Genomic DNA, 19,051 nt, shown 5'->3' on the forward strand with positions numbered 1-19,051 from the left:
CTACGCCGTTTGCGTCCGGTCCACAATCCGGAGCACTCGGCGCCGGTCGCGCAGGTCTACTTTGAGCTGCAGGGATGACTTCCGGGCCAGTACGACGGCGACTACCGCGGCCGCGAGTGCCGGGACACCGCCGGACAAGAGGATGGCCACGTGCGGGCCCAGGTGTTCCGCGAGCCACCCCATCATGGGCCCGCCAATGGCCTGGCCGCCGATGAGCACCACCAGATAGAGGCTCATGACCCTGCCACGGATGCTCATGTTGGAGCTGGTCTGCACCATTTGGTTGGCGGCCGTGAGGAACATCAGGCACCAGAATCCGGCCAAGACCATCGCAACGCTGAACCAGACCATGGACGGCATGGCCGCCGAGAGGCACAGCATCAGTCCGTACAGCCCGGCGGACATCACCACCGACCTCAACCGCAGTTGACGGCGGCGCGTGGACGCAACGGCTCCCGTCAGTGCACCGAGCGCAACCATGGCGTTGAGCAGGCCGTAGCCGCCGGCACCGGCGTCGTACACGTGGTCCGCAAAGGCGGCCAGCAACACCGGCAGGCTCATTGCGAAAACGGCCACGAACCCGGCCATCAGCCATGGCCAGTAAATGGTTGGCTTGCTGAGCGCGTAGTTCAGGCCTTCGCGCAGCATGCCCTTGCGGCGAGGCGTGGGCTGGCTGATGTGGAGCTGGTCCTTGCGGAGGATCAACAACATGGCAACCGTGGAGCAGCATGCCACCGCGTTGGCAGCAAACGCCCATCCGGCGCCAACAGCGGTGAGGAGTACGCCTGCCAGCGCAGGACCGATCAGGCCACCGAGCTGGAAGGTGGTTGAGTTCACGCTGATGGCGTTGCGCAGATACTTGGGACCGACGAGTTCGTTGACGAATACTTGACGTGCTGGCTGGTCCAACACAGTCACGAAGCCAAGGATCAGGGCGATCACATACACATGCCACACCTCAACGCGCTGGCTCAAGGAAAGCACGGCCAACAGGGCCGCCAACACGGCTGCCGCGGACTGGCAGATGATAAGGATCTTTCGCTTGGCGAAGCGGTCGGCCATCATGCCGCCCCACGGACCAAGGAACAGCGAGGGCATGAACTGCAATGCCACGGTGATTCCGACGGCGGTGACGGAGCCGGACAGCTGGAGCACCATCCAGTCCTGGGCGATGCGCTGCATCCAGATGGCGATCACGGCAATGAAGTGGCCGATCGCGAAGATCCGGAAGTTGGGGACCTTCAAGGAGATGAAGGTATGACGCCAGGGCAGCTTTTCACTCACGACGGCGAGTGGCTGGGTGACGGTGTCCGGCGCCTGTGCGGCGGCGGACAGGGAATCGATGACGGGCTGGCTGACATTTGCCGCTGAAGGCGGTGGGGGTGCCAAAGGGAGTCCTCGGATCGAGAGTTTCGGTGGAATGCCTTTAACGCTATGGTTGCCAGCAGCAATTATGGAAGCGTATTGCGCCTATAACTAGCATTGCGGAACGCAATGGCACGCTTGTTATTGCGCCGTCAGTCAGCCCAGCGCCAAGGAGTTACGTGTTCGAACCTGTCCAGCTCCGCTCCTTCCTGGCCGTCGCGGAAACCCTGAGTTTCACCAAAGCGGCGGAACGCCTGGGGCTCGCCCAACCCACGGTGAGCCAGCATGTCCGGAAGCTGGAAGCCGCCGCCAAGCGCGTCTTGGTGGCCCGGGATACCCGGGAAGTCCGCCTGACCGACAACGGCGATGCCATGGCCGGCTTTGCCCGCAACATCCTGGCAGCCCACGATTCCGCCGCCCGCTACTTCTCCGGCTCGGCCATGCGCGGGCGCCTCCGCTTTGGTACCGCAGACGACCTCGCCATTACGGGCCTCCCCCGGATCCTCCGCGAGTTCCGCCAGCTCTACCCGCAAATCAACCTGGAGCTCACCGTCAGCCAAAGCGACCAGCTCTACAAGCGGCTCAACGCCGGGCAGCTGGACCTTGTGTTCGTGAAATGGGTGGCCGGCGCCAAGGAAGGCACCGTGGTCCGGCACGACAACTTCGCCTGGGTAGGGCTGGAGCAGACAGTACTGGAGCCAGGCGCCCCGGTACCGCTGATCGCCTACCCCGCGCCCAGCCTGAGCCGGAAACTGGCAATCGACGCTCTGGAAGCCGCTGGCCGAACCTGGCGCATCACCTGCAGCACCAAGCAGATCAGTGGCGTGCTGGCTGCAGTCCGGGCGGGCATCGGTGTGGCGGTGATGCCGGCGTCGCTGGTTCCCGAGGACCTGAAAGTCATCACCCAGCGGTTTGGCCTGCCGCCGGTAGGCGACGTCGACTTCACCCTGATCCGGAATCCGCTGGCCAACGCTGAGGTGATCGATGCTCTCACCCAGGCCATCATGGGCAGGACGCTGAGCAAGTCGACTTAGTGTTCACGCATGGTCGAACGAACGGCAGCCACTTACCGGGTAAGCGCATTCCCGGTATCCTGAGAGGCATGATCGACCTCACCACGCTGGCTGACCTCACGCCTGGCATTTGTTCCGTCACCCTCCGAGCATTGGAGATCGACGACGTCGTCCGAATTTCCTCCGACGCAGGCCTGGCAGGCATCGAGTGGGGAACCGATGTTCACGTCAAAGACATGGCCTCGGCCGCGTATGCCAAATCAGCCACCGAAGCTGCCGGGCTCACGGTCCTGTCACTTGGTTCCTACTACCGAACCGGCGCTTTTGGCGATTTCGGCCCCATCCTTGACCTGGCCACGGCCGCGGGTGCTCCCAGGATCCGAATCTGGGCCGGCGAGCTTGGTTCCACTGACGCCACCAAGGAACACTGGGCGGCCGTGGTGGAGGATACGCGCAGGATCGCCGACCTCGCAGCGGCGGTGGGAGTCGGCCTTGCCTTTGAATACCACGGCAACACCTTGACCGACTCTCCCGAAACCACACTTGAGCTGCTGCGCCGCGTGGACCACGCCAACGTCGGCACTTACTGGCAGCCCGCCGTCGGACTTTCCGACCAAGAGGCCCTTGAGTCCCTCCACCTCGTCCTCCCCCACGTTGTTGGCGTCCACTGCTTCTCCTGGGGTCCTGCCGCGGAGCGCTTTCCGCTCAGGAAACGCAAGCGGTTGTGGCAGACCGTCTCCGACGCACTCCGCGGCAACGGCAAAGACATGGACATCATGATGGAGTTCGTCGAGGACGACCTGCCGGACAACGTTCTCAACGACGCGGCCTTCCTGCACGGCATCACGCTGGGCGAGGACTAAACCGCCGCGCTGATGGCAGGCGAGGACGGCTCACCAGGCAGCCATCCTTTGAGGTCCTTCACACACCGCCCACCTTGGACAATGACACTGACGTTGGACGGATCGGCCATCAGGGCAATGTCGGTGAGGGGATCGACGTCGGTGACCACCAAGTCAGCCAACTTGCCGGCTTCCAGCGTCCCCAGGTGGGCATCCAGTCGTAGCAGTTCCGCTGCGCTTCGCGTCCCGGCCACGATGGCCTCCATGGGTGACATGCCCAGCTCCACCATGAACCCGAGCTCCTTGAGGTTCTCACCGTGGGGGCAGACGGCAGCGTCAGTTCCCATGGCGATCTTGACTCCGGCCTTGATGGCCATGCCCACCCGCTCGCGGGCGATGGTGGACCAGACAACCTTCTTCTTGTAGAGGTAGTCCGGGACGTCGGCCGGGTCCGGCACCCGCAGGGCGGAGCTCAAGGTGGGAACCAGGAAGGTGCCCTTCTCGAGCATGAGGGCGATGCCGTCGTCGTCGATCCCATAGCCATGCTCCACGCTGTCGATGCCGCCGCGGATCGCCTCAAGAATGCCCTCGGCTCCTTGGGCGTGGGCAGCCACCGGTTGGCCGGCCCGGCGAGCCGTTTCTTCCTTGATCAGGCGGACTTGGTGTTCGGGGACGCCGAGATCATCCGGAGTGTCCGAGGGGCTGGAGACACCGCCGGTGGTGCAGACCTTGATCACGTCCGCTTCGGCGCGGATCAGCGTCCGCACTGCGGTGCGGAGCTCGTCGTCGGAATCCACCACTGCCAGCGCCGCCGCGAGGTGGGTCTCTTTCCCGTTGGGCATGCAATGGTCGGCATGCCCTCCGGTGGGTGAAATGACGCTGACGGCCAAATGGAGGCGCGGACCGAGGATGGTTCCTTCGGCGATGGCACGGCGGTAGCCGGCGTCGAGCCCGCCAAGGTCACGCGCGGTGGTGATGCCCGCCATGAGTGTTTTATGGATGGTGGCTGCAGCACCGAGGACCTTCTCGGATTCGAACTGGCCAACAACTTTTGCCGGGGGCGTCTCGAGGCTCAGCGCCAAGTGTATGTGGCTGTCGATAAAGCCCGGCATGATCGTCCGGCCGCTAAGGTCAACGGCCGTGACGGACGGGTCATCAAAACCGGGGCGGTACGGGCCTGCGTAGGTGATGCGATCGCCGTCGATCAGGATTTCGGCGTTCTCCACGGGATCCGATCCGGTGCCGTCGATCAGCCGTGCGCCAGTCAGGCGGAGGGCAACCCCGGACGGTGCGGGCGTAGTTGGCAGACGTGCTTCGCGCATGGGTATGTATTCCTTTTTCGTGAGTGGGAAAGTAGTGGCTATTTGGTGAGGATGCCCATGCCGGGGCCGGTTCCGATGCCTGTGAAGAAGAAGATGGTCAACACGATGACCCACAGGCTCCAGAACACGATGGTGAACGGGAGCATCCTGCTGATGACGGATCCGATGCCGGCATTGGGCTCGTACTTGCGGAGGAAGCCCAGGAGGACCACCAAGTACGGATTCAGCGGAGTGAGCACCTGGGTTGCGGAGTCGCCCACCCGGAACGCGGCCTGAATGAAGCCGGCCTCGTAGCCGATCAAGGCAAACATGGGGATAAAGACCGCCGCGATCAGCGTCCACAGGGACGAGCCGGACATAATGAGCAGGTTCAGCAGCGAAACCACCACAATGAAGGCGATCACGGCGCCGAATCCGGTGAAGTGAGCCTCTTCCAGTGCCTTGGCGCCGTTGACCGCTACCCACGAGGCAAGCCCGCTCCACGTGAAGAGTGCAAGGAATTGTGCCAGGACGAAGGCAACCACCACAAAGGACACGGTGTCCTTGATGGACTGGCCCATCATCTCGAAGACGGACTGGACGCCGGTGATCTTCCTGATCCTGGCCCCGAACACTATGGATGGGACCAGCAGCACCAGGAAGACGAGGAAGACGACCGAGCTGAGCAGCGGAGATTTCGGTAGGAACCCGCCGTCTGCGTTCCGCAGGGGTGCACCTTCGGGAAGAGCCAGGGCCAGTACCCCGCCCACGACGATCAGCAGTGCCACACCGGCCCAACGCAGAGCGCTTCGCTCTGGCGCCGTGACGTTCGCAGACACCGGGGGCTGGTCATCAAGGGCGGCATTGCCGGTTCCGATTCCTTTCCGGTTCAGTCGCGGCTCAAGGACTTTGTCAATCAGCAGGCCACCTGCAAGGACCAGCACCACGGAGAGCACCATGTTCAGTGTGAGGTTGGAGACCGGGGTCACCGTGAGCACCTGGTCTGCAACCGGGGCTGCCGCAGCGTTGGAGATTCCTGCCAGCAAGGCATCCGTTGAGGTGACGAAGGGTGTGCAACTGAAGGCGGCCGCCAGCAGCGCATAGGAGCCCAAGAGGCCCGCGATGGGATTCCGGCCTGCTGCCTTGAACACCATCGCGGCGATCGGCGGAATCACCAGAACCGCGGCGTCGGACATGATGTGGGCACACATGGCGACCAAAGCGATGACATAGGGCAGGGCCCAGCGGGGAGCGCGGCCCAATGTCGATTTCACCAGAGTCAGCAGCAGCCCCGTCCGCTCCGCCACACCCACGGCGAGCAGCAGGGTGATGACTACACCCAGCGGCGGAAAATCGATGAAGTTGCCCACCGCCGTCGTCATCAACCAGGCAATGCCCTCGCCAGTGAACAGGCCCTTGATGGGCGTGACCTCGTCGCTGCCGGGCACCTGCGTGGTGACGCCGAACATCGACACCACGGTGGAGACCACGCCGACAAACAGCAGCAAGTAGAGGAAGAGCGCGAACGGTTCAGGCAGCTTGTTGCCGATTCGTTCGATCGCATCGATGGCCCGGGATCCGAAGCCGATGCGGGCTTTAGGCGGGGTTTGAAGAGCGGTCATAACGCCGCACCTCCGAAAGCCTGAGGATCCGCACCGGCGTCTCCGTTGACGGCGGATGAGGAGCTTGAGTTCATTGTTTCTCCCATGTGATCTACGTCCTAGTGGACGCAAGACACTCTACGATTCGCTAACATACACCCATGGAAACGCACGAAAATGCCACTGAACGTGATTCTCTGCAGGAATCTGAAGGGTTCACGGAGCGCGACCTTGAGCTCATCACGGCACTCCAAGTGGCTCCGCGGGCCAGTTGGGAGGATCTTGCCGGGGTCTTGGGCGTCCACGCAAGCACGCTGTCGCGACGGTGGTCCCGGTTGGTGGACAGCGGGCTGGCACGCACATCTGTGGCACCAGGCCCCGAACTCTCACGACTGATCGATATGGCTTTCGTCGAACTGACTTGCCAGAACAGCAAGGTCCAGGACGTGGTGGACCACCTCATGCCGGACGAACGCCTCATGTCCATCCAGTTCGTCGCCGGTTCGGCGCACTTGCTGCTGACGGTAGCGGCAGCCGAGCATGGTCTTGCCGATTTCCTCCTGACAACCATCGGCAGCATGGACGGAGTCCTGCATTACGCTGTCCGCTCCGTCACCAGCCAGATCTTTGGTGCCAACAAGTGGCATTTCAGGGCGTTACCCGCAGGAAAACTCCGTGAGCTGGTCCGGCTCCATCAGGAATCCGCGCCGACGGGTGAAAGCGCATTGCTGGAGATGAGCGGGGTGAACAGGACGCTCATCCGCGCGTTGGCCATGGACGGGCGGGCCAGCTTCCGGGAACTCGCTGCCATCGCAGGTATTTCCCCCGTCGCCGCAGCCCGCCGGGTTGGTCGACTCATCGGCGGCGGCTACATCAACGTCCGCTGCGACGTTGCCAGAAGGGGATCCGGGCGGAGCTTCAGCGCCGTGCTGTGGGGATCCATGGAACCCCGGAAAATACCCGTCATCGATGACGGCGTGCTCGAGCGGATCGCAGCGCTGCGCATCATGGCCACGGTGACCGGGAGCAACAACATCCATATGGTGGCCTGGCTCAACAACCCGCTCGACCTGCCGCAAGTGGAGCAGGAACTCCTGGATGCCATCCCCGGCCTCACCATTGATGACAGGCGCATTGTGCTGCGGACCTTCAAATACAACGGCGCCCGGCTCAATGCCGACGGTACGTTCGGCCAAGTCTTCCCGATGGCCTACTAACGCCCCCGGTTTGTGTACAAGTACTGGTCCTAAGCCGCCCTCGAAGGGTAGTTATCTGCACAACGTCAGGAGGGCGTCTCGGCCGGGACCTCAGTGCTGCGCCGCAGCTTGACCTCGCCGCTGACCGAGCCTGCGTAGAGATGGTTGTCCGCGCCGGAGGCCGCGCTTGCGGCCGCACTTCCGGCCGCGCTTCCGGCCGCGAGGCGGCCGATGTCCTCAAGCGGCAGGTACACCGTGGACAGCGCAGGCCGGAAGTCACGGAGGGTTTCGATGTCGTCGAACCCGGCGATGGTGGCATCGCGTGGAATCCACACGCCGTCTGAACGCAGTGCTGCCGTAACGCCAATCGCCATGACGTCGTTGACGGCGAAAATACAGAGCCGCTCGTCAGACGCCTTGATGCGTTCAGTGAGGGCCGGCCCGGCCTCGTATCCACCGGCACGATTGAAGCCGGTGCGGATGACCTTGGCCGCTGGCCGGCCGGCGTCGGCAAGTCCGCGCTGGAAACCACGGACACGGTCATCGGAGGTAAAGAGGCCATCGGGTCCGGCAACAATGACGAAGGCACCCTCATGGCTGGCAGCGAGTTCGGTGGCAAGGCTGGCTGCGAGGTCTTCATTGGGGACCTCCACCACGTGGTAGCCCTCGGCATGTGCCGCCCCCACAACCGGGTGGCCCACCACACCAACATGCCCGCCATTGCGGCAGTATCGGTCCAGCTCAGCAGCGAGTTCAGTGTTGCCCTGCGCGTCCTCGGTACGAGCTGAGCGGGAACCGGCAATGACGATCGAGTCAGCCCGCCGTGCGGCGAAGGCCGCGACGGCCTCCCGCTCATCCAACGGGGCACCCGACGTGCTGGCCAACAGCACCATCCGGTTTTGTTGGCGGGCAGCGTCCTGGACCCCGCGGGCAATCGCGGAGAAATAGGGGTCTGCGATGTCGTGGACGATCAGCCCGATCAGTCCGGAACTGGACTTGGCCAGCGCCTGCGCCTGGGCGTTGGGAACATACCCCAGCGTGTCTGCTGCCTCGCGAACGCGTTCTGCGATCCCCTCCGCCGGCTTACGGGAAGATCCGTTCAGGACGCGCGACGCCGTGGCCAGGGAAACCCCGGCCAAACGGGCAACTTCACTCAGTGTGCTGGCGGCCACGGGGCCCTCCTTTTCTGCAAGCGTCGGGACTGGCGCTAAAGAAATTATGGCAGTTGTGGACAAGTTTTGGGAAAGCGCTTGCCAATCCGGCGGATCGTGATGCATGATCGATGCAACGGGAATGCGCTTTCCCACTGGAATTGCAAACACCGGCCGCTGGAACGACGCGGCCGGCACACAAGGACCTGGAGAAAACATGGGCTACGAAACAAAGACGATCCGCATCGCCATGAACGGCATCACCGGCCGTATGGGCTACCGCCAGCACCTGCTGCGGTCCATCCTCCCCATCCGCGATGCCGGCGGCTTCACCCTTGAAGACGGCACCAAGGTTCAGGTGGAACCAATCCTGGTTGGCCGCAACGAAGCCAAGATCCGCGAGCTCGCCGAACTCCACAAGGTCTCCGAGTGGTCAACCGACCTGGACGCCGTCATCGCCGACCCCACGGTGGACATCGTGTTTGACGCTTCCATGACCAGCCTCCGCGCCGCCACCCTGAAGAAGGCCATGCGCGCCGGCAAGCACATCTTCACCGAGAAGCCCACGGCAGAGACCCTGGAAGAAGCAATCGAGCTCGCACAGATCGGCAAGGAATCCGGCGTCACCGCAGGCGTGGTGCACGACAAGCTGTACCTCCCGGGCCTGGTCAAGCTGCGTCGTCTCGTGGACGAAGGCTTCTTCGGCCGCATCCTCTCCATCCGCGGCGAGTTCGGCTACTGGGTCTTCGAAGGCGACGTGCAGGCAGCCCAGCGCCCGTCCTGGAACTACCGCAAGGAAGACGGCGGCGGAATGACCACGGATATGTTCTGCCACTGGAACTACGTCCTGGAAGGCATCATTGGCAAGGTCAAGAGCGTCAACGCCAAGACCGCCACACACATCCCCGCACGCTGGGACGAGGCCGGCAAGGAATACAAGGCCACCGCAGACGACGCTTCCTACGGCATCTTCGAACTCGAGACCCCGGGCGGCGACGAGGTCATCGGCCAGATCAACTCCTCTTGGGCCGTCCGCGTCTACCGCGACGAACTGGTTGAGTTCCAGATCGACGGCACGCACGGTTCCGCCGTCGCCGGTTTGAACAAGTGCGTTGCACAGCAGCGCGCCCACACCCCCAAGCCCGTCTGGAACCCGGACCTGCCTGTCACCGAATCCTTCCGCAGCCAGTGGCAGGAAGTCCCGGCCAACGCTGACCTCGACAACGGCTTCAAGCTGCAGTGGGAAGAATTCCTGCGCGACGTCGTCGCCGGCCGGGAGCACCGTTTCGGTCTGCTCTCCGCCGCCCGCGGCGTGCAGCTCGCCGAACTCGGCCTGCAGTCCTCGGCAGAGCGCCGCACCATCGACATCCCGGAGATCACCCTCTAATGACGTCACTGATTCTTCCTACAAACGACGGCGGCACCCGCGAGTACCGCCTTCGGCCTGCCACTGCATGGGCCAAGCCGAGCGCTCCGCTGACTGCCCGGCGCGCGTACGCCGCTGCCCACGTCATCCCCGAGGTCGCCGCGGACAACACCCCCGGCGCACCGGCGCAGCTCGACTGGGACGCCACCTTGGGCTACCGGCACGAACTGTGGTCCTACGGTTTGGGCGTTGCTGACGCCATGGATACGGCGCAGCGCGGCATGGGCCTGGATTGGGCCGCCACGCAGCAGCTCATCAAGCGCTCGGGCGCCGAGGCCGCCTCCGTGGTGGCTGCGGGAAACGCTGCCACGGCCGGCAAGTCCGTTCGCGATCTCATTTCCTGTGGCGCCGGGACCGACCAGCTGGACATCGCAGCCCTTCCCGAGGGCGCTGCGGGCATCCAAGCCGTCATCGACGCTTACCGCGAGCAGATCGCCGTCGTCAGTGAGGCCGGCCCCAAGGTCATCCTCATGGCGTCCCGCGCGCTGGCCAAGGTCGCCAATGGCGCCGATGACTACCTGCACGTCTACTCGACACTGCTCCAGGAAGTTGACCAGCCCGTCATCCTGCACTGGCTCGGCACCATGTTCGACCCCGCGCTGGCCGGCTATTGGGGCTCCGACGACGTTTCAGTCGCCACCGAAACGTTCCTCAGCCTGATCCGCGAGCACTCGGACAAGGTTGACGGCGTCAAGGTTTCGCTGCTGGATGCCTCGCACGAAGTTGCCCTGCGCGCCGCACTCCCTGAAGGGGTTCGTCTCTACACCGGCGACGACTTCAACTACCCGGAGCTGATCGACGGCGACGACACGCACCACTCGGACGCCCTGCTGGGCATCTTCGCGGCCATCTACCCGGCCGCTTCGGTGGCGTTGCAGAAGTACGACGCCGGAAACGCTGCGGAAGCGCGCGCCATCCTGGACTCCACCCGTGAGCTCGGCAAGCACATCTTCAGCGCACCCACGTTCTACTACAAAACCGGTATCGCGTTCATGTCCTGGCTCAACGGCAAGCAGCCCGGCTTCCAGATGGTGGGCGGCCTGCACTCAGGCCGCTCGGTCCTGCACTTGACCAAGACCTTCGAACTGGCTGATCAGGCCGGTTTGCTGAAGGACCCGTCGCTGGCGGCCTTCCGGATGTCGGACTTCCTGCGGATTAACGGGGTAGGCGCATGAGCCCGGATTTCTCACGACTCTCCCTCAACAGCGCCACCACCAAAAGGTGGACCCTGGCCGAGGCCGTAGATGGCTGCGCCCGCGCGGGCATCCCCGCGATCGGGCCATGGCGTGACCGTGTGGCCGAGGCTGGGCTGGACAAAGCTGCCAAGCTCATCAAGGACGCCGGACTCCGCGTTTCCTCGCTGTGCCGCGGCGGTTTCTTGACGGCAGCCGATGCCGAAGGACAGGCCGCCGCACTGGCTGACAACTTCGAGGCCGTCCGTGAAGCAGTAGCCCTGGACACCCAGGAACTGTTCCTGGTGGTTGGCGGCCTTGCTCCCGGTGAGAAGGATGTGGTCGCTGCCCGCCAGCGCGTGGCGGACAGGCTCGAGGAGCTCGTTCCGTTCGCTGCTGAGAACGGTGTACGGCTGGTGCTGGAACCCCTGCATCCGATGTATGCCGCCGACCGCGCGCTCATCTCCACCCTTGGCCAGGCCCTGGATCTCGCCGCGCCGTACGACGCGAAGGCGGTTGGCGTCGCCGTCGACACCTTCCACGTCTGGTGGGACCCGGAACTGAAGGCGCAGATCGAACGTGCCGGCCGCGAAAACCGCATTGCCTCCTACCAGGTATGTGATTTCAACCTGCCGATCGCTTCAGACGCGCTGCTATCCCGCGGCATGATGGGCGACGGCGTCATTGACTTCGCGACGATCGGCACCTGGGTCCGCGACGCCGGATACACGGGCGACATCGAGGTTGAGATCTTCAACCAGGAGATCTGGGACGCAGATGGTGACGCCGTCCTGGAGACCATGAAGCAGCGCTACGCGGAGCTCGTCCTCCCGTTTGCGTAACAACGTGCTCCTCCCGCGGATGCCCTAAGCTCCGCGGGAGGATCACTCCAAAGTCAGCGGGTCCCTGCCAAGGTCACGGCAGGGACCCGCTTTTTGTTTCCGCCTCAAATCGCGGACTGCCCATGTTAGATAAGTGGTACAAAGCGGAAACATTGCGTCGATGCAAGGAAACATTGGCCACCTACGCTGGTTTCACCTGGACAAAGACGTCCAAGCCACCAGTGAAAGGACACCACCATGTTGCTTTTGAAGACCCTTAACTTTTTCATCGATGCCAGCCGTCACAGCGGCGGCTCTGACGGATTCGACAACTCCGAGGATCGCCGGCTTGGCGCAACCTCCGCCTTCCCCACCAGCACGTTGCAGTCCAGCGCCTGGGAAGGCTGGTGGCACGATGCCGATCATGCCCGCCAGGCAGATGCATGAGTTGACTCTGCTCCCGGCCGCTACGGGCAGGATGCGAATTTACCGTTGCCGTGGAACTTCACGATGGAAAACTCGCCATTGATTGTTGTGCCGTTCGCTTGCAGGGCCGTTAACTTGACCACGACGTCGCGGTTCAGGTTGATCCCCAATGCCGCCACTATGACGGGGCTAAGAGGCGTCAGGTCTACCGAGGATGCTGTTGCCGGCAACACCGGCACGGGGAGCCCGTAGGAACCACCAACCGGCTTCGCCGAAATGGACAACGCAACGGGGGAGGTTGAGCCGCTGATCCCGATCCTGACCGTTCCGGTGTTGACCTGTGTGCACGTCAACGTCAAAGCAGCCGGACTCGAGCTGGGCGTCGGTGTGGGGGTTGGCGTTGGGGTCGGGGTTGGCGTGGTCACTGCCGCGCGGACTGTCATGGTTGCCGTGGAGCTCTGTTCCCACAGGCCAAAAGCCGAAGTCCCGCCAAGGCCCACCAGCACAGTCAGGCAAAATACTCCCACTGCCCATGCCATGGCCGAGGGGCGGTTGTCCCTTCTCACGCGACGCGCCTTTCCTTCCGTGCAGCCTTGGCTCCCCGGAACATCGTGAACCCACCGTAGCCGATCAGCCCCGCCGCCCCCACAGCCAACCAGAGCGAACGGTCGCTGTTTCCCAGCGCATTCGCCACAAATCCCACCACTGGCACGGCGTAGAGCAGCTTGCCCCGGATCTGGACTTCGCGCACGGGCTCCGGATCCGCGACGTCGTTATTGTCACCTTTGGTGGTGAGGGTTTTCTCGCCCGTCTGAAGGAAGCCGAATCCCACAACCCTGTGCGTAATGACACCGGGCTGACCGGACTGGATCTGATAGGTGACAACATCGCCGAGCTTCAGTTCATCAAAGGGCACCGGCTGCACCGCCAAGAACGTGCCGGGGGCATACTTAGGCGCCATGGAGCTTGTCAGCACCGAGTAAGTCTGCGAGCCGGTGGCCCGCGGCACCACGATCAGCACCGTGACGGCCAGGATGGCGATGGAAAGAAGTACGACGCCGAGTCCCCGGCCAATGCGGCCCAGCCAGCTGACGTTGGATGCCGGTTCCGCGGACGCCTGGTCTACGGCGGCAACTTCGGCAGCGGCTGTGGTTGCCGGGACCGGTTCGGCAGGAAACGGTTCTGCGGGAGCCTGTCCTGGAGTCTCTTCCGGGATCTGCTCTGCAGCGGTGTCGCGAGTTTTGAGACTGCTAGGCGCAACCATTGGGAACCCCACAATTCTGACGAGCGTGCAGCGGAATGGTGATTGTCACGGAATGTCCTTCGACGCTGGCCGGGGCGGCCGGGTCCAGGGTGACCTTGAAGCAGAGCACCCCGGTTCCCCCTTTGGCAATGATGGATGACTCGAAGCCTGCTGCGGTCAGGGGCTGGTAGCCCGTGGACGACCCGCAGGTGGCCGGCGAAGCCGCACTTCCCACGCTGACACTGAGGTAGCTGGCCAAGCTCCCGCCGGCGACGTCGCTGAGTGTTGGCGCCGTTGCGGTGACCGTGATGTCAAAGGCCCCTCCGGCGTCGCTCGCGTTTCCGATGCTGATTGACGTAAAAACGGAGCCGCCGCGGACAAGGTCCGCCAAGGGGGCCTGCGCGGTAGTCAATGCCAGAGTGGTGGCTTGACCGTTGACCGTCATGGGTACGGTGGTGGTGGAGGGGCTCCCCGTCAGGTTGACGGTGAAGGCCGATGCCTGCACGGTTCCCGGCTGGGCTATCGCCGTTGCCGACCAAAGCGCGTACGTACCTTGGACGGCCATGAGGCCCAGGAGCACGGCTGCGACCATAAGGCCAGCCGTTTTGATGCTCCTGGGGATCCTCAATGCCACTCCTGTTGCTGTGTTTTCTGCTGTTGCTGAGCGTTCGCCGCGTCTTGCCGGCAACGACTACTGAAGGCCGGGCTGCTGGATCTGCTGGAGGGTGAAGGCCACCGTACCCAAGTCCACGCTGGAGCCGACGTCGGTGCGGGCCGTGGTGCCGGACTTGAACTCGAAGGTGATGCTGGCGGTGACGTGCTGTGAGGTGGTCAGCGGGTTCTCGATTGCTTCACCGCCAACAGTGAGCGTCGGGGCGGAAACAGTAACGCTGGCGGGATCGAATCCGTCGGCTGCACCGGTGCGCTCAGCCACCAGGTTGGCAGCCATCTTGTCGCCTTCCAGCGTGACGTCCAAGTCCTGCGTGTAGGTCAGCAGGTCGCCCGGAACCACCCGGTATGTGCTGATGTCGATGGTGCTGCCTGCCCGGTCCGTCCAGACGCCGGCCGCAGCTTCTACATTGAGATCACCGGCGACGATGGTACCGGCTGCAGCGGAGTCTGCTGCGTTCCACCAGGCCAGCGTTCCTCCGCCGCCCAGGAGCAGAGCTCCACCGAGAGCGATGGCTGCTGCACCTTTGAGCATTGTCTTGTTCTTCACAGGGAGACCTACTTCCGTATTTGTTTCCGGCTTTGTGCCTGCCATTACTTTTACGGGTCCGCCTCAAGACTCAATGCGGCGCTAGCTCAAGGTTCGCTCAAGCTTTTTCGAAGGAAAGCCCCAGCTCAGGGGCACTTTTCCCGTCTTCCTTGTAAGAAAGTCCGCAAGAAGGGCAACGCCGTGGCTAGGCCAGCCTGCTCGCCAACAAGAATTCGAAGGGCGATTCAATGACGGACCGGATGACCTTGCCGGCAGCGCCCAGCAGCGTTCCGGAGTGCTCCAAGGCGGACACCGTCAGGTTCTCCGGGTCCAGCAGGCCGGGCGCATAGCGATCCAGGCTGGCAAGCAATGCGGGCCTGAGCCACTCCCCCAGCAACGCAAAGTGACCGCCCAGCACAACCGCTTCGATGTCCATCAAGCGGGCAGAAGAGGCGAGCGCGACACCCAGGTACCGTCCGGCGTCGTGAACTGCCTTGGTGGCTTGCGCCTCATCGGCGGCCAGAGCGGCGAGGAGCAGTTGCGTGCGCTCATTGAGCGGGGCGTCGGGGATGCCGGCGGCCTCGAAAATGGCCTCCTGGCCGGCGAACGTTTCCAGGCAACCGGCCCCGCCGCACGAGCAAGCAGGTCCGTCCGGGTTAACCACGATGTGCCCGAGCTCGCCTGCGGATCCACCCGGCCCGGTGTAGAGCTCCGACCCGATGATGACGCCGCCGCCAACTCCAACCTCGCCTGAGACGTACAGGAAATCCGGCCGGCCCGCACCGTACCAAAGCTCGCCGAGGGCGGCGCTGTTTGCCTCGTTGGACAGCCGGACGCCCAGCGGCGCGCCTTCCAACAAGGCGCGCAGATTCAGCTGTTCATGGTCCCAGTGGAGGTTTGGCGCCGACAGCACAACACTGTGCTGCTCGTCCACCAAGCCCGGGACGGCCAGTCCGCCGCCAAGAATGGTGATGTTGCCTGCGGCAGCCGCGCTCTTCGCTTCGTCCGCCAAACGTCCGAGCCGCTCCATGACCGTCTCTGGAGCCAGCCCCCGGTTGCGGGACTCGACGGTTGAGTGGAACCTCAGGTTGCCGCCGAGGTCCACGAGCCCCACGGCGAGGTAGTCCACATTGATTTCCATTCCCACAACGCCGCGTTGGGCACTGAGCTCGAGGCCCTGACCGGGCCGCCCGCGCTCACCGTCGCGATAGAGACCAACTTCGGAGACGAGCCCGGATTCCACGAGGTCGGCCACCAGGCTGGAAACAGCGGCCTTGGTGAGGCCTGTTCCGGCCGCCAGCTGCGCGCGGCTGGGCTTGGCTTCGGGTGTGCGGGCGATCGAATCGAGCACGAGCGAAAGATTTCGACGGCGGACATCGCCTACGCGCCCCGGGGCAGCTTGCTCATTCACTCTCGCAGCCTCCTCACGGGCTTGAAAGATTTCCTGCTGGTTTCCATTGACCATGATCCATCATCCCCCATATAGTTCAGATTGAAAACTAATTGGAGCGGTCTTCTTCGACGCCCTCCCCACCGCTTTGCAAAGGAGCAACAATGACCCCGCAGCCAACTCCCCAGGACCGCTTCACCTTTGGCCTTTGGACCGTCGGATGGACCGGTGCGGACCCGTTTGGTGTAGCAACCCGCCCGGCCCTGGACCCCGTTGAAGCCGTCCACAAGCTCAGCGAACTCGGCGCGTACGGCATCACGTTCCACGACAATGACCTGATTCCGTTCGACGCCTCCGCATCCGAGCGCGAGCTGATCCTCAAGAACTTCAAGGCAGCCTTGGCCGAGACCGGCCTGAAGACGCCCATGGTCACCACCAACTTGTTCAGCCACCCCGTGTTCAAGGACGGTGGCTTCACATCGAACGATCGGTCCATCCGCCGCTTTGCGCTGAGCAAGATCCTGCGCAACATCGACCTCGCCGCTGAACTGGGTGCCGAAACCTTCGTGATGTGGGGCGGACGCGAAGGCAGCGAATACGACGGCTCCAAGGATCTGTCAGCAGCACTGGACCGCATGAAGGAAGGCGTGGACACCGCCGCCGGCTACATCAAGGAGAAGGGCTACGGCCTGCGCATTGCCCTGGAGCCCAAGCCAAACGAACCCCGCGGCGACATCTTCCTGCCAACCGTGGGCCACGGCCTCGCGTTCATCGCCCAGCTTGAACACGGCGACATCGTTGGCCTCAACCCGGAAACCGGCCACGAGCAGATGGCAGGCCTGAACTTCACCCATGGCATCGCCCAGGCATTGTGGGCCGGCAAGCTTTTCCACATCGACCTCAACGGCCAGCGTGGCATCAAGTACGATCAGGACCTCGTCTTCGGCCATGGCGACCTCACCAGCGCCTTCTTCACCGTTGACCTCCTGGAGAACGGCTTCCCCAACGGCGGACCCAAGTACGAAGGCCCGCGCCACTTCGATTACAAGCCTTCCCGCACCGATGGCTACGACGGCGTCTGGGAGTCAGCCAAGTCCAACATGTCCATGTACCTGCTGCTGAAGGAACGTGCCCTCGCTTTCCGCGCCGACCCTGAGGTTCAGGAAGCCCTCGCCACGTCCGGTGTCTTCGAGCTCGGCGAGCCCACCTTGAACGCGGGCGAAACCACGGCAGACCTGCTGGCTGACGCCAGCGCTTTCGACACGTTCGACGCCGATCAGGCCAGCGAGCGCTCGTTCGCCTTCGTCCGCCTCAACCAGTTGGCCATCGAGCACCTGCTCGGCGCCCGCTAAGTCCGAATCCAACCACCGCTTTTCCGTCGCCGGGCCCTCGCATATTCTTGCCGGGTCCGGTGACGCTCCCCCGAAGGAACAAACGCATGCCTCTCGTAGCCGGGATCGATAGCTCTACCCAGTCCTGCAAGGTGGTCATCCGGGACTCCGCCACGGGTGCCTTGGTCCGCCAGGGCCGCGCGTCGCACCCCGAAGGTACGGAAGTTCATCCAGACCACTGGTGGACAGCCCTCCAGGAAGCAATTGCTCACGCGGGAGGCCTGGACGACGTCGAGTCCGTTTCAGTGGGGGGCCAACAGCACGGAATGGTCTGCCTCGACTCCTCCGGAAACGTGGTCCGGCCAGCCCTGCTGTGGAACGACACCCGGTCCGCTGGAGATGCCGAGGAATTGATCCTCGAGGCTGGTGGTGGGGACGCCACAGCGGGAGCGGCACACTGGGCTTCAACGACGGGAACTGTGCCGGTAGCTTCCCTGACCGCCACAAAACTTCGCTGGCTGGCACGGAACGAACCCGAAAACGCCCAGCGCACTGCCGCCGTTTGCCTGCCCCACGACTGGTTGTCATGGCGGTTGGCAGGCCACGGTCCGGGAACAGGCCCTGCATCGCTGGAACTCCTGCGCACCGACCGTTCGGATGCCTCCGGAACCGGCTACTACTCCGCAACTTCGGGCGAGTACTTGACCGAAGTCCTGAGGAGCACACTGGGACATGTCCCGGTGCTGCCAACCGTCGTCGGACCCTTTGAAGCTGCAGGCAAGACGCCGGGCGGGGCCCTTATCGGGCCAGGAGCGGGTGACAACGCGGCGGCGGGCCTCGGCGTGAGCGCCGCAGTCGGGGATGTTGTCATTTCCATCGGGACGTCCGGCACCGTGTTTGCCGTGTCCGAGGTGCCTGCACGTGATTCCAGCGGGCTGGTCGCCGGGTTCGCTGACGCCACCGGCCACTACCTGCCGCTCGCTTGTACGCTGAATGCCACCCGGATTTTCGATGCCACGGCTGAACTGCTGGGCGTGGATTTGCGGCAACTCGGTGACCTGGCGATTTCCGCCCAGCCCGGCGCTGACGGACTGACGCTCGTGCCATATTTCGAGGGCGAGCGGACGCCCAACCTTCCCGATGCCACAGGCTCGCTCCATGGCATCACGGTCTCCAACTTCACGCCCGCAAACCTGGCCAGGGCCGCCGTCGAAGGTGTGCTCTGCTCGCTGGCCGACGGCCTGTCCGCGTTGCAGGCGCAGGGCGTTGCGGCGCGGCGCATCATCATGGTGGGTGGAGGTGCGCAATCGACGGCAGTGCAGCAGATCGCTGCGAACGTTTTCGGCCTGCCGGTCTTCATCCCGTCGCCAGGCGAGTATGTAGCCGACGGCGCCGCCCGCCAGGCAGCGGGCGTGCTGACCGGACACCTCCCGGACTGGCCCATTGCCGGACTGGATTTTGCACCGGAGTCCCCGTCAGGGCCTCCCGCATTCCTCTCGAGGTACCGCAGCTACGCCGCGAGGGCCGCCAAAGACTGAACACCCGGGGCCCGTGCTCTATCGTGACAAGGTGACC

The 19,051-nt window shown here is 63.9% G+C and carries 18 protein-coding genes; 9 read left to right on the forward strand and 9 right to left on the reverse strand.

Annotated elements, in window-relative coordinates; all coding sequences use genetic code 11:
- Nucleotides 1–1,389, reverse strand: coding sequence for an MFS transporter (locus tag ACIQC5_RS19360; RefSeq protein WP_400286094.1), 1,389 nt, complete (start codon nt 1,387–1,389; stop codon nt 1–3).
- A 155-nt stretch (nt 1,390–1,544) separates the two neighbouring features.
- Here ACIQC5_RS19360 and ACIQC5_RS19365 point away from each other — a divergent pair, with 155 nt between their 5' ends.
- Together ACIQC5_RS19365 and ACIQC5_RS19370 are read left to right on the forward strand one after the other, a co-directional pair.
- Nucleotides 1,545–2,399: a LysR substrate-binding domain-containing protein gene (locus ACIQC5_RS19365; RefSeq protein ID WP_400286097.1), complete on the forward strand. Its 855-nt coding sequence runs from the start codon at nt 1,545–1,547 to the stop codon at nt 2,397–2,399.
- A gap of 68 nt (nt 2,400–2,467) precedes the next feature.
- On the forward strand, nt 2,468–3,241 hold the full coding sequence (locus tag ACIQC5_RS19370) for a sugar phosphate isomerase/epimerase family protein (protein WP_400286100.1): 774 nt from the start codon (nt 2,468–2,470) through the stop codon (nt 3,239–3,241).
- Here ACIQC5_RS19370 and ACIQC5_RS19375 read toward each other — a convergent pair.
- Nucleotides 3,238–4,542, reverse strand: a complete 1,305-nt coding sequence (locus tag ACIQC5_RS19375) for an amidohydrolase family protein (RefSeq protein ID WP_400286103.1) — start codon at nt 4,540–4,542, stop codon at nt 3,238–3,240. The genes ACIQC5_RS19370 and ACIQC5_RS19375 overlap by 4 nt on opposite strands.
- Before the next feature lie 38 nt (nt 4,543–4,580).
- Complete coding sequence (locus ACIQC5_RS19380) at nt 4,581–6,143, reverse strand: AbgT family transporter (RefSeq protein WP_400286105.1); 1,563 nt, start codon at nt 6,141–6,143, stop codon at nt 4,581–4,583.
- 140 nt (nt 6,144–6,283) lie between these two features.
- On the opposite strand from ACIQC5_RS19380, the gene ACIQC5_RS19385 reads away from it, so the two are divergent.
- Nucleotides 6,284–7,339 (forward strand): Lrp/AsnC family transcriptional regulator, encoded by a 1,056-nt coding sequence (locus ACIQC5_RS19385; RefSeq protein ID WP_400286108.1) that lies wholly within the window; start codon nt 6,284–6,286, stop codon nt 7,337–7,339.
- Nucleotides 7,340–7,404: 65 nt separating this feature from the next.
- On the opposite strand, the gene ACIQC5_RS19390 is transcribed toward ACIQC5_RS19385, so the two are convergent.
- Entirely contained in the window at nt 7,405–8,490 is a 1,086-nt protein-coding gene (locus ACIQC5_RS19390) for a LacI family DNA-binding transcriptional regulator (protein WP_400286111.1), read from the reverse strand.
- A 196-nt stretch (nt 8,491–8,686) separates the two neighbouring features.
- On the opposite strand from ACIQC5_RS19390, the gene ACIQC5_RS19395 reads away from it, so the two are divergent.
- The 4 genes from ACIQC5_RS19395 (at nt 8,687) to ACIQC5_RS19410 (ending at nt 12,335) form a co-directional block, all read left to right on the forward strand.
- Entirely contained in the window at nt 8,687–9,856 is a 1,170-nt protein-coding gene (locus ACIQC5_RS19395) for a Gfo/Idh/MocA family protein (protein WP_400286114.1), read from the forward strand.
- Nucleotides 9,856–11,070, forward strand: a complete 1,215-nt coding sequence (locus tag ACIQC5_RS19400; protein WP_400286117.1) for a dihydrodipicolinate synthase family protein — start codon at nt 9,856–9,858, stop codon at nt 11,068–11,070. The genes ACIQC5_RS19395 and ACIQC5_RS19400 overlap by 1 nt, the downstream gene beginning before the upstream one ends.
- Complete coding sequence (locus tag ACIQC5_RS19405; protein ID WP_400286119.1) at nt 11,067–11,909, forward strand: sugar phosphate isomerase/epimerase family protein; 843 nt, start codon at nt 11,067–11,069, stop codon at nt 11,907–11,909. The genes ACIQC5_RS19400 and ACIQC5_RS19405 overlap by 4 nt, the downstream gene beginning before the upstream one ends.
- Before the next feature lie 237 nt (nt 11,910–12,146).
- Nucleotides 12,147–12,335, forward strand: a complete 189-nt coding sequence (locus tag ACIQC5_RS19410) for a hypothetical protein (RefSeq protein ID WP_400286121.1) — start codon at nt 12,147–12,149, stop codon at nt 12,333–12,335.
- A 20-nt stretch (nt 12,336–12,355) separates the two neighbouring features.
- On the opposite strand, the gene ACIQC5_RS19415 is transcribed toward ACIQC5_RS19410, so the two are convergent.
- The 5 genes from ACIQC5_RS19415 to ACIQC5_RS19435 form a co-directional block, all read right to left on the reverse strand.
- The gene (locus ACIQC5_RS19415) at nt 12,356–12,880 is read right to left on the reverse strand and encodes a hypothetical protein (protein WP_400286124.1); all 525 of its coding nucleotides are present in this window, start codon (nt 12,878–12,880) and stop codon (nt 12,356–12,358) included.
- The gene (locus tag ACIQC5_RS19420; RefSeq protein WP_400286126.1) at nt 12,877–13,578 is read right to left on the reverse strand and encodes a signal peptidase I; all 702 of its coding nucleotides are present in this window, start codon (nt 13,576–13,578) and stop codon (nt 12,877–12,879) included. The genes ACIQC5_RS19415 and ACIQC5_RS19420 overlap by 4 nt, the downstream gene beginning before the upstream one ends.
- Nucleotides 13,565–14,185 carry a hypothetical protein gene (locus ACIQC5_RS19425; protein WP_400286129.1) on the reverse strand — a complete coding sequence of 207 codons (621 nt, stop codon included), beginning with the start codon at nt 14,183–14,185 and terminating at the stop codon, nt 13,565–13,567. The genes ACIQC5_RS19420 and ACIQC5_RS19425 overlap by 14 nt, the downstream gene beginning before the upstream one ends.
- Before the next feature lie 63 nt (nt 14,186–14,248).
- Nucleotides 14,249–14,776, reverse strand: a complete 528-nt coding sequence (locus tag ACIQC5_RS19430) for an alternate-type signal peptide domain-containing protein (protein WP_400286132.1) — start codon at nt 14,774–14,776, stop codon at nt 14,249–14,251.
- A gap of 184 nt (nt 14,777–14,960) precedes the next feature.
- Nucleotides 14,961–16,166: an ROK family protein gene (locus ACIQC5_RS19435; RefSeq protein WP_400286134.1), complete on the reverse strand. Its 1,206-nt coding sequence runs from the start codon at nt 16,164–16,166 to the stop codon at nt 14,961–14,963.
- A gap of 143 nt (nt 16,167–16,309) precedes the next feature.
- Here ACIQC5_RS19435 and xylA point away from each other — a divergent pair, with 143 nt between their 5' ends.
- On the forward strand, nt 16,310–17,497 hold the full coding sequence (gene xylA / locus ACIQC5_RS19440; protein WP_400286137.1) for a xylose isomerase: 1,188 nt from the start codon (nt 16,310–16,312) through the stop codon (nt 17,495–17,497).
- 86 nt (nt 17,498–17,583) lie between these two features.
- Nucleotides 17,584–19,014, forward strand: coding sequence for a xylulokinase (locus ACIQC5_RS19445; protein WP_400286139.1), 1,431 nt, complete (start codon nt 17,584–17,586; stop codon nt 19,012–19,014).
- The last annotated feature ends 37 nt before the right edge of the window (nt 19,015–19,051 follow it).

The sequence above is a fragment of the Paenarthrobacter sp. NPDC092416 genome, from assembly GCF_044755025.1.
Classification (GTDB): Bacteria; Actinomycetota; Actinomycetes; order Actinomycetales; family Micrococcaceae; genus Arthrobacter.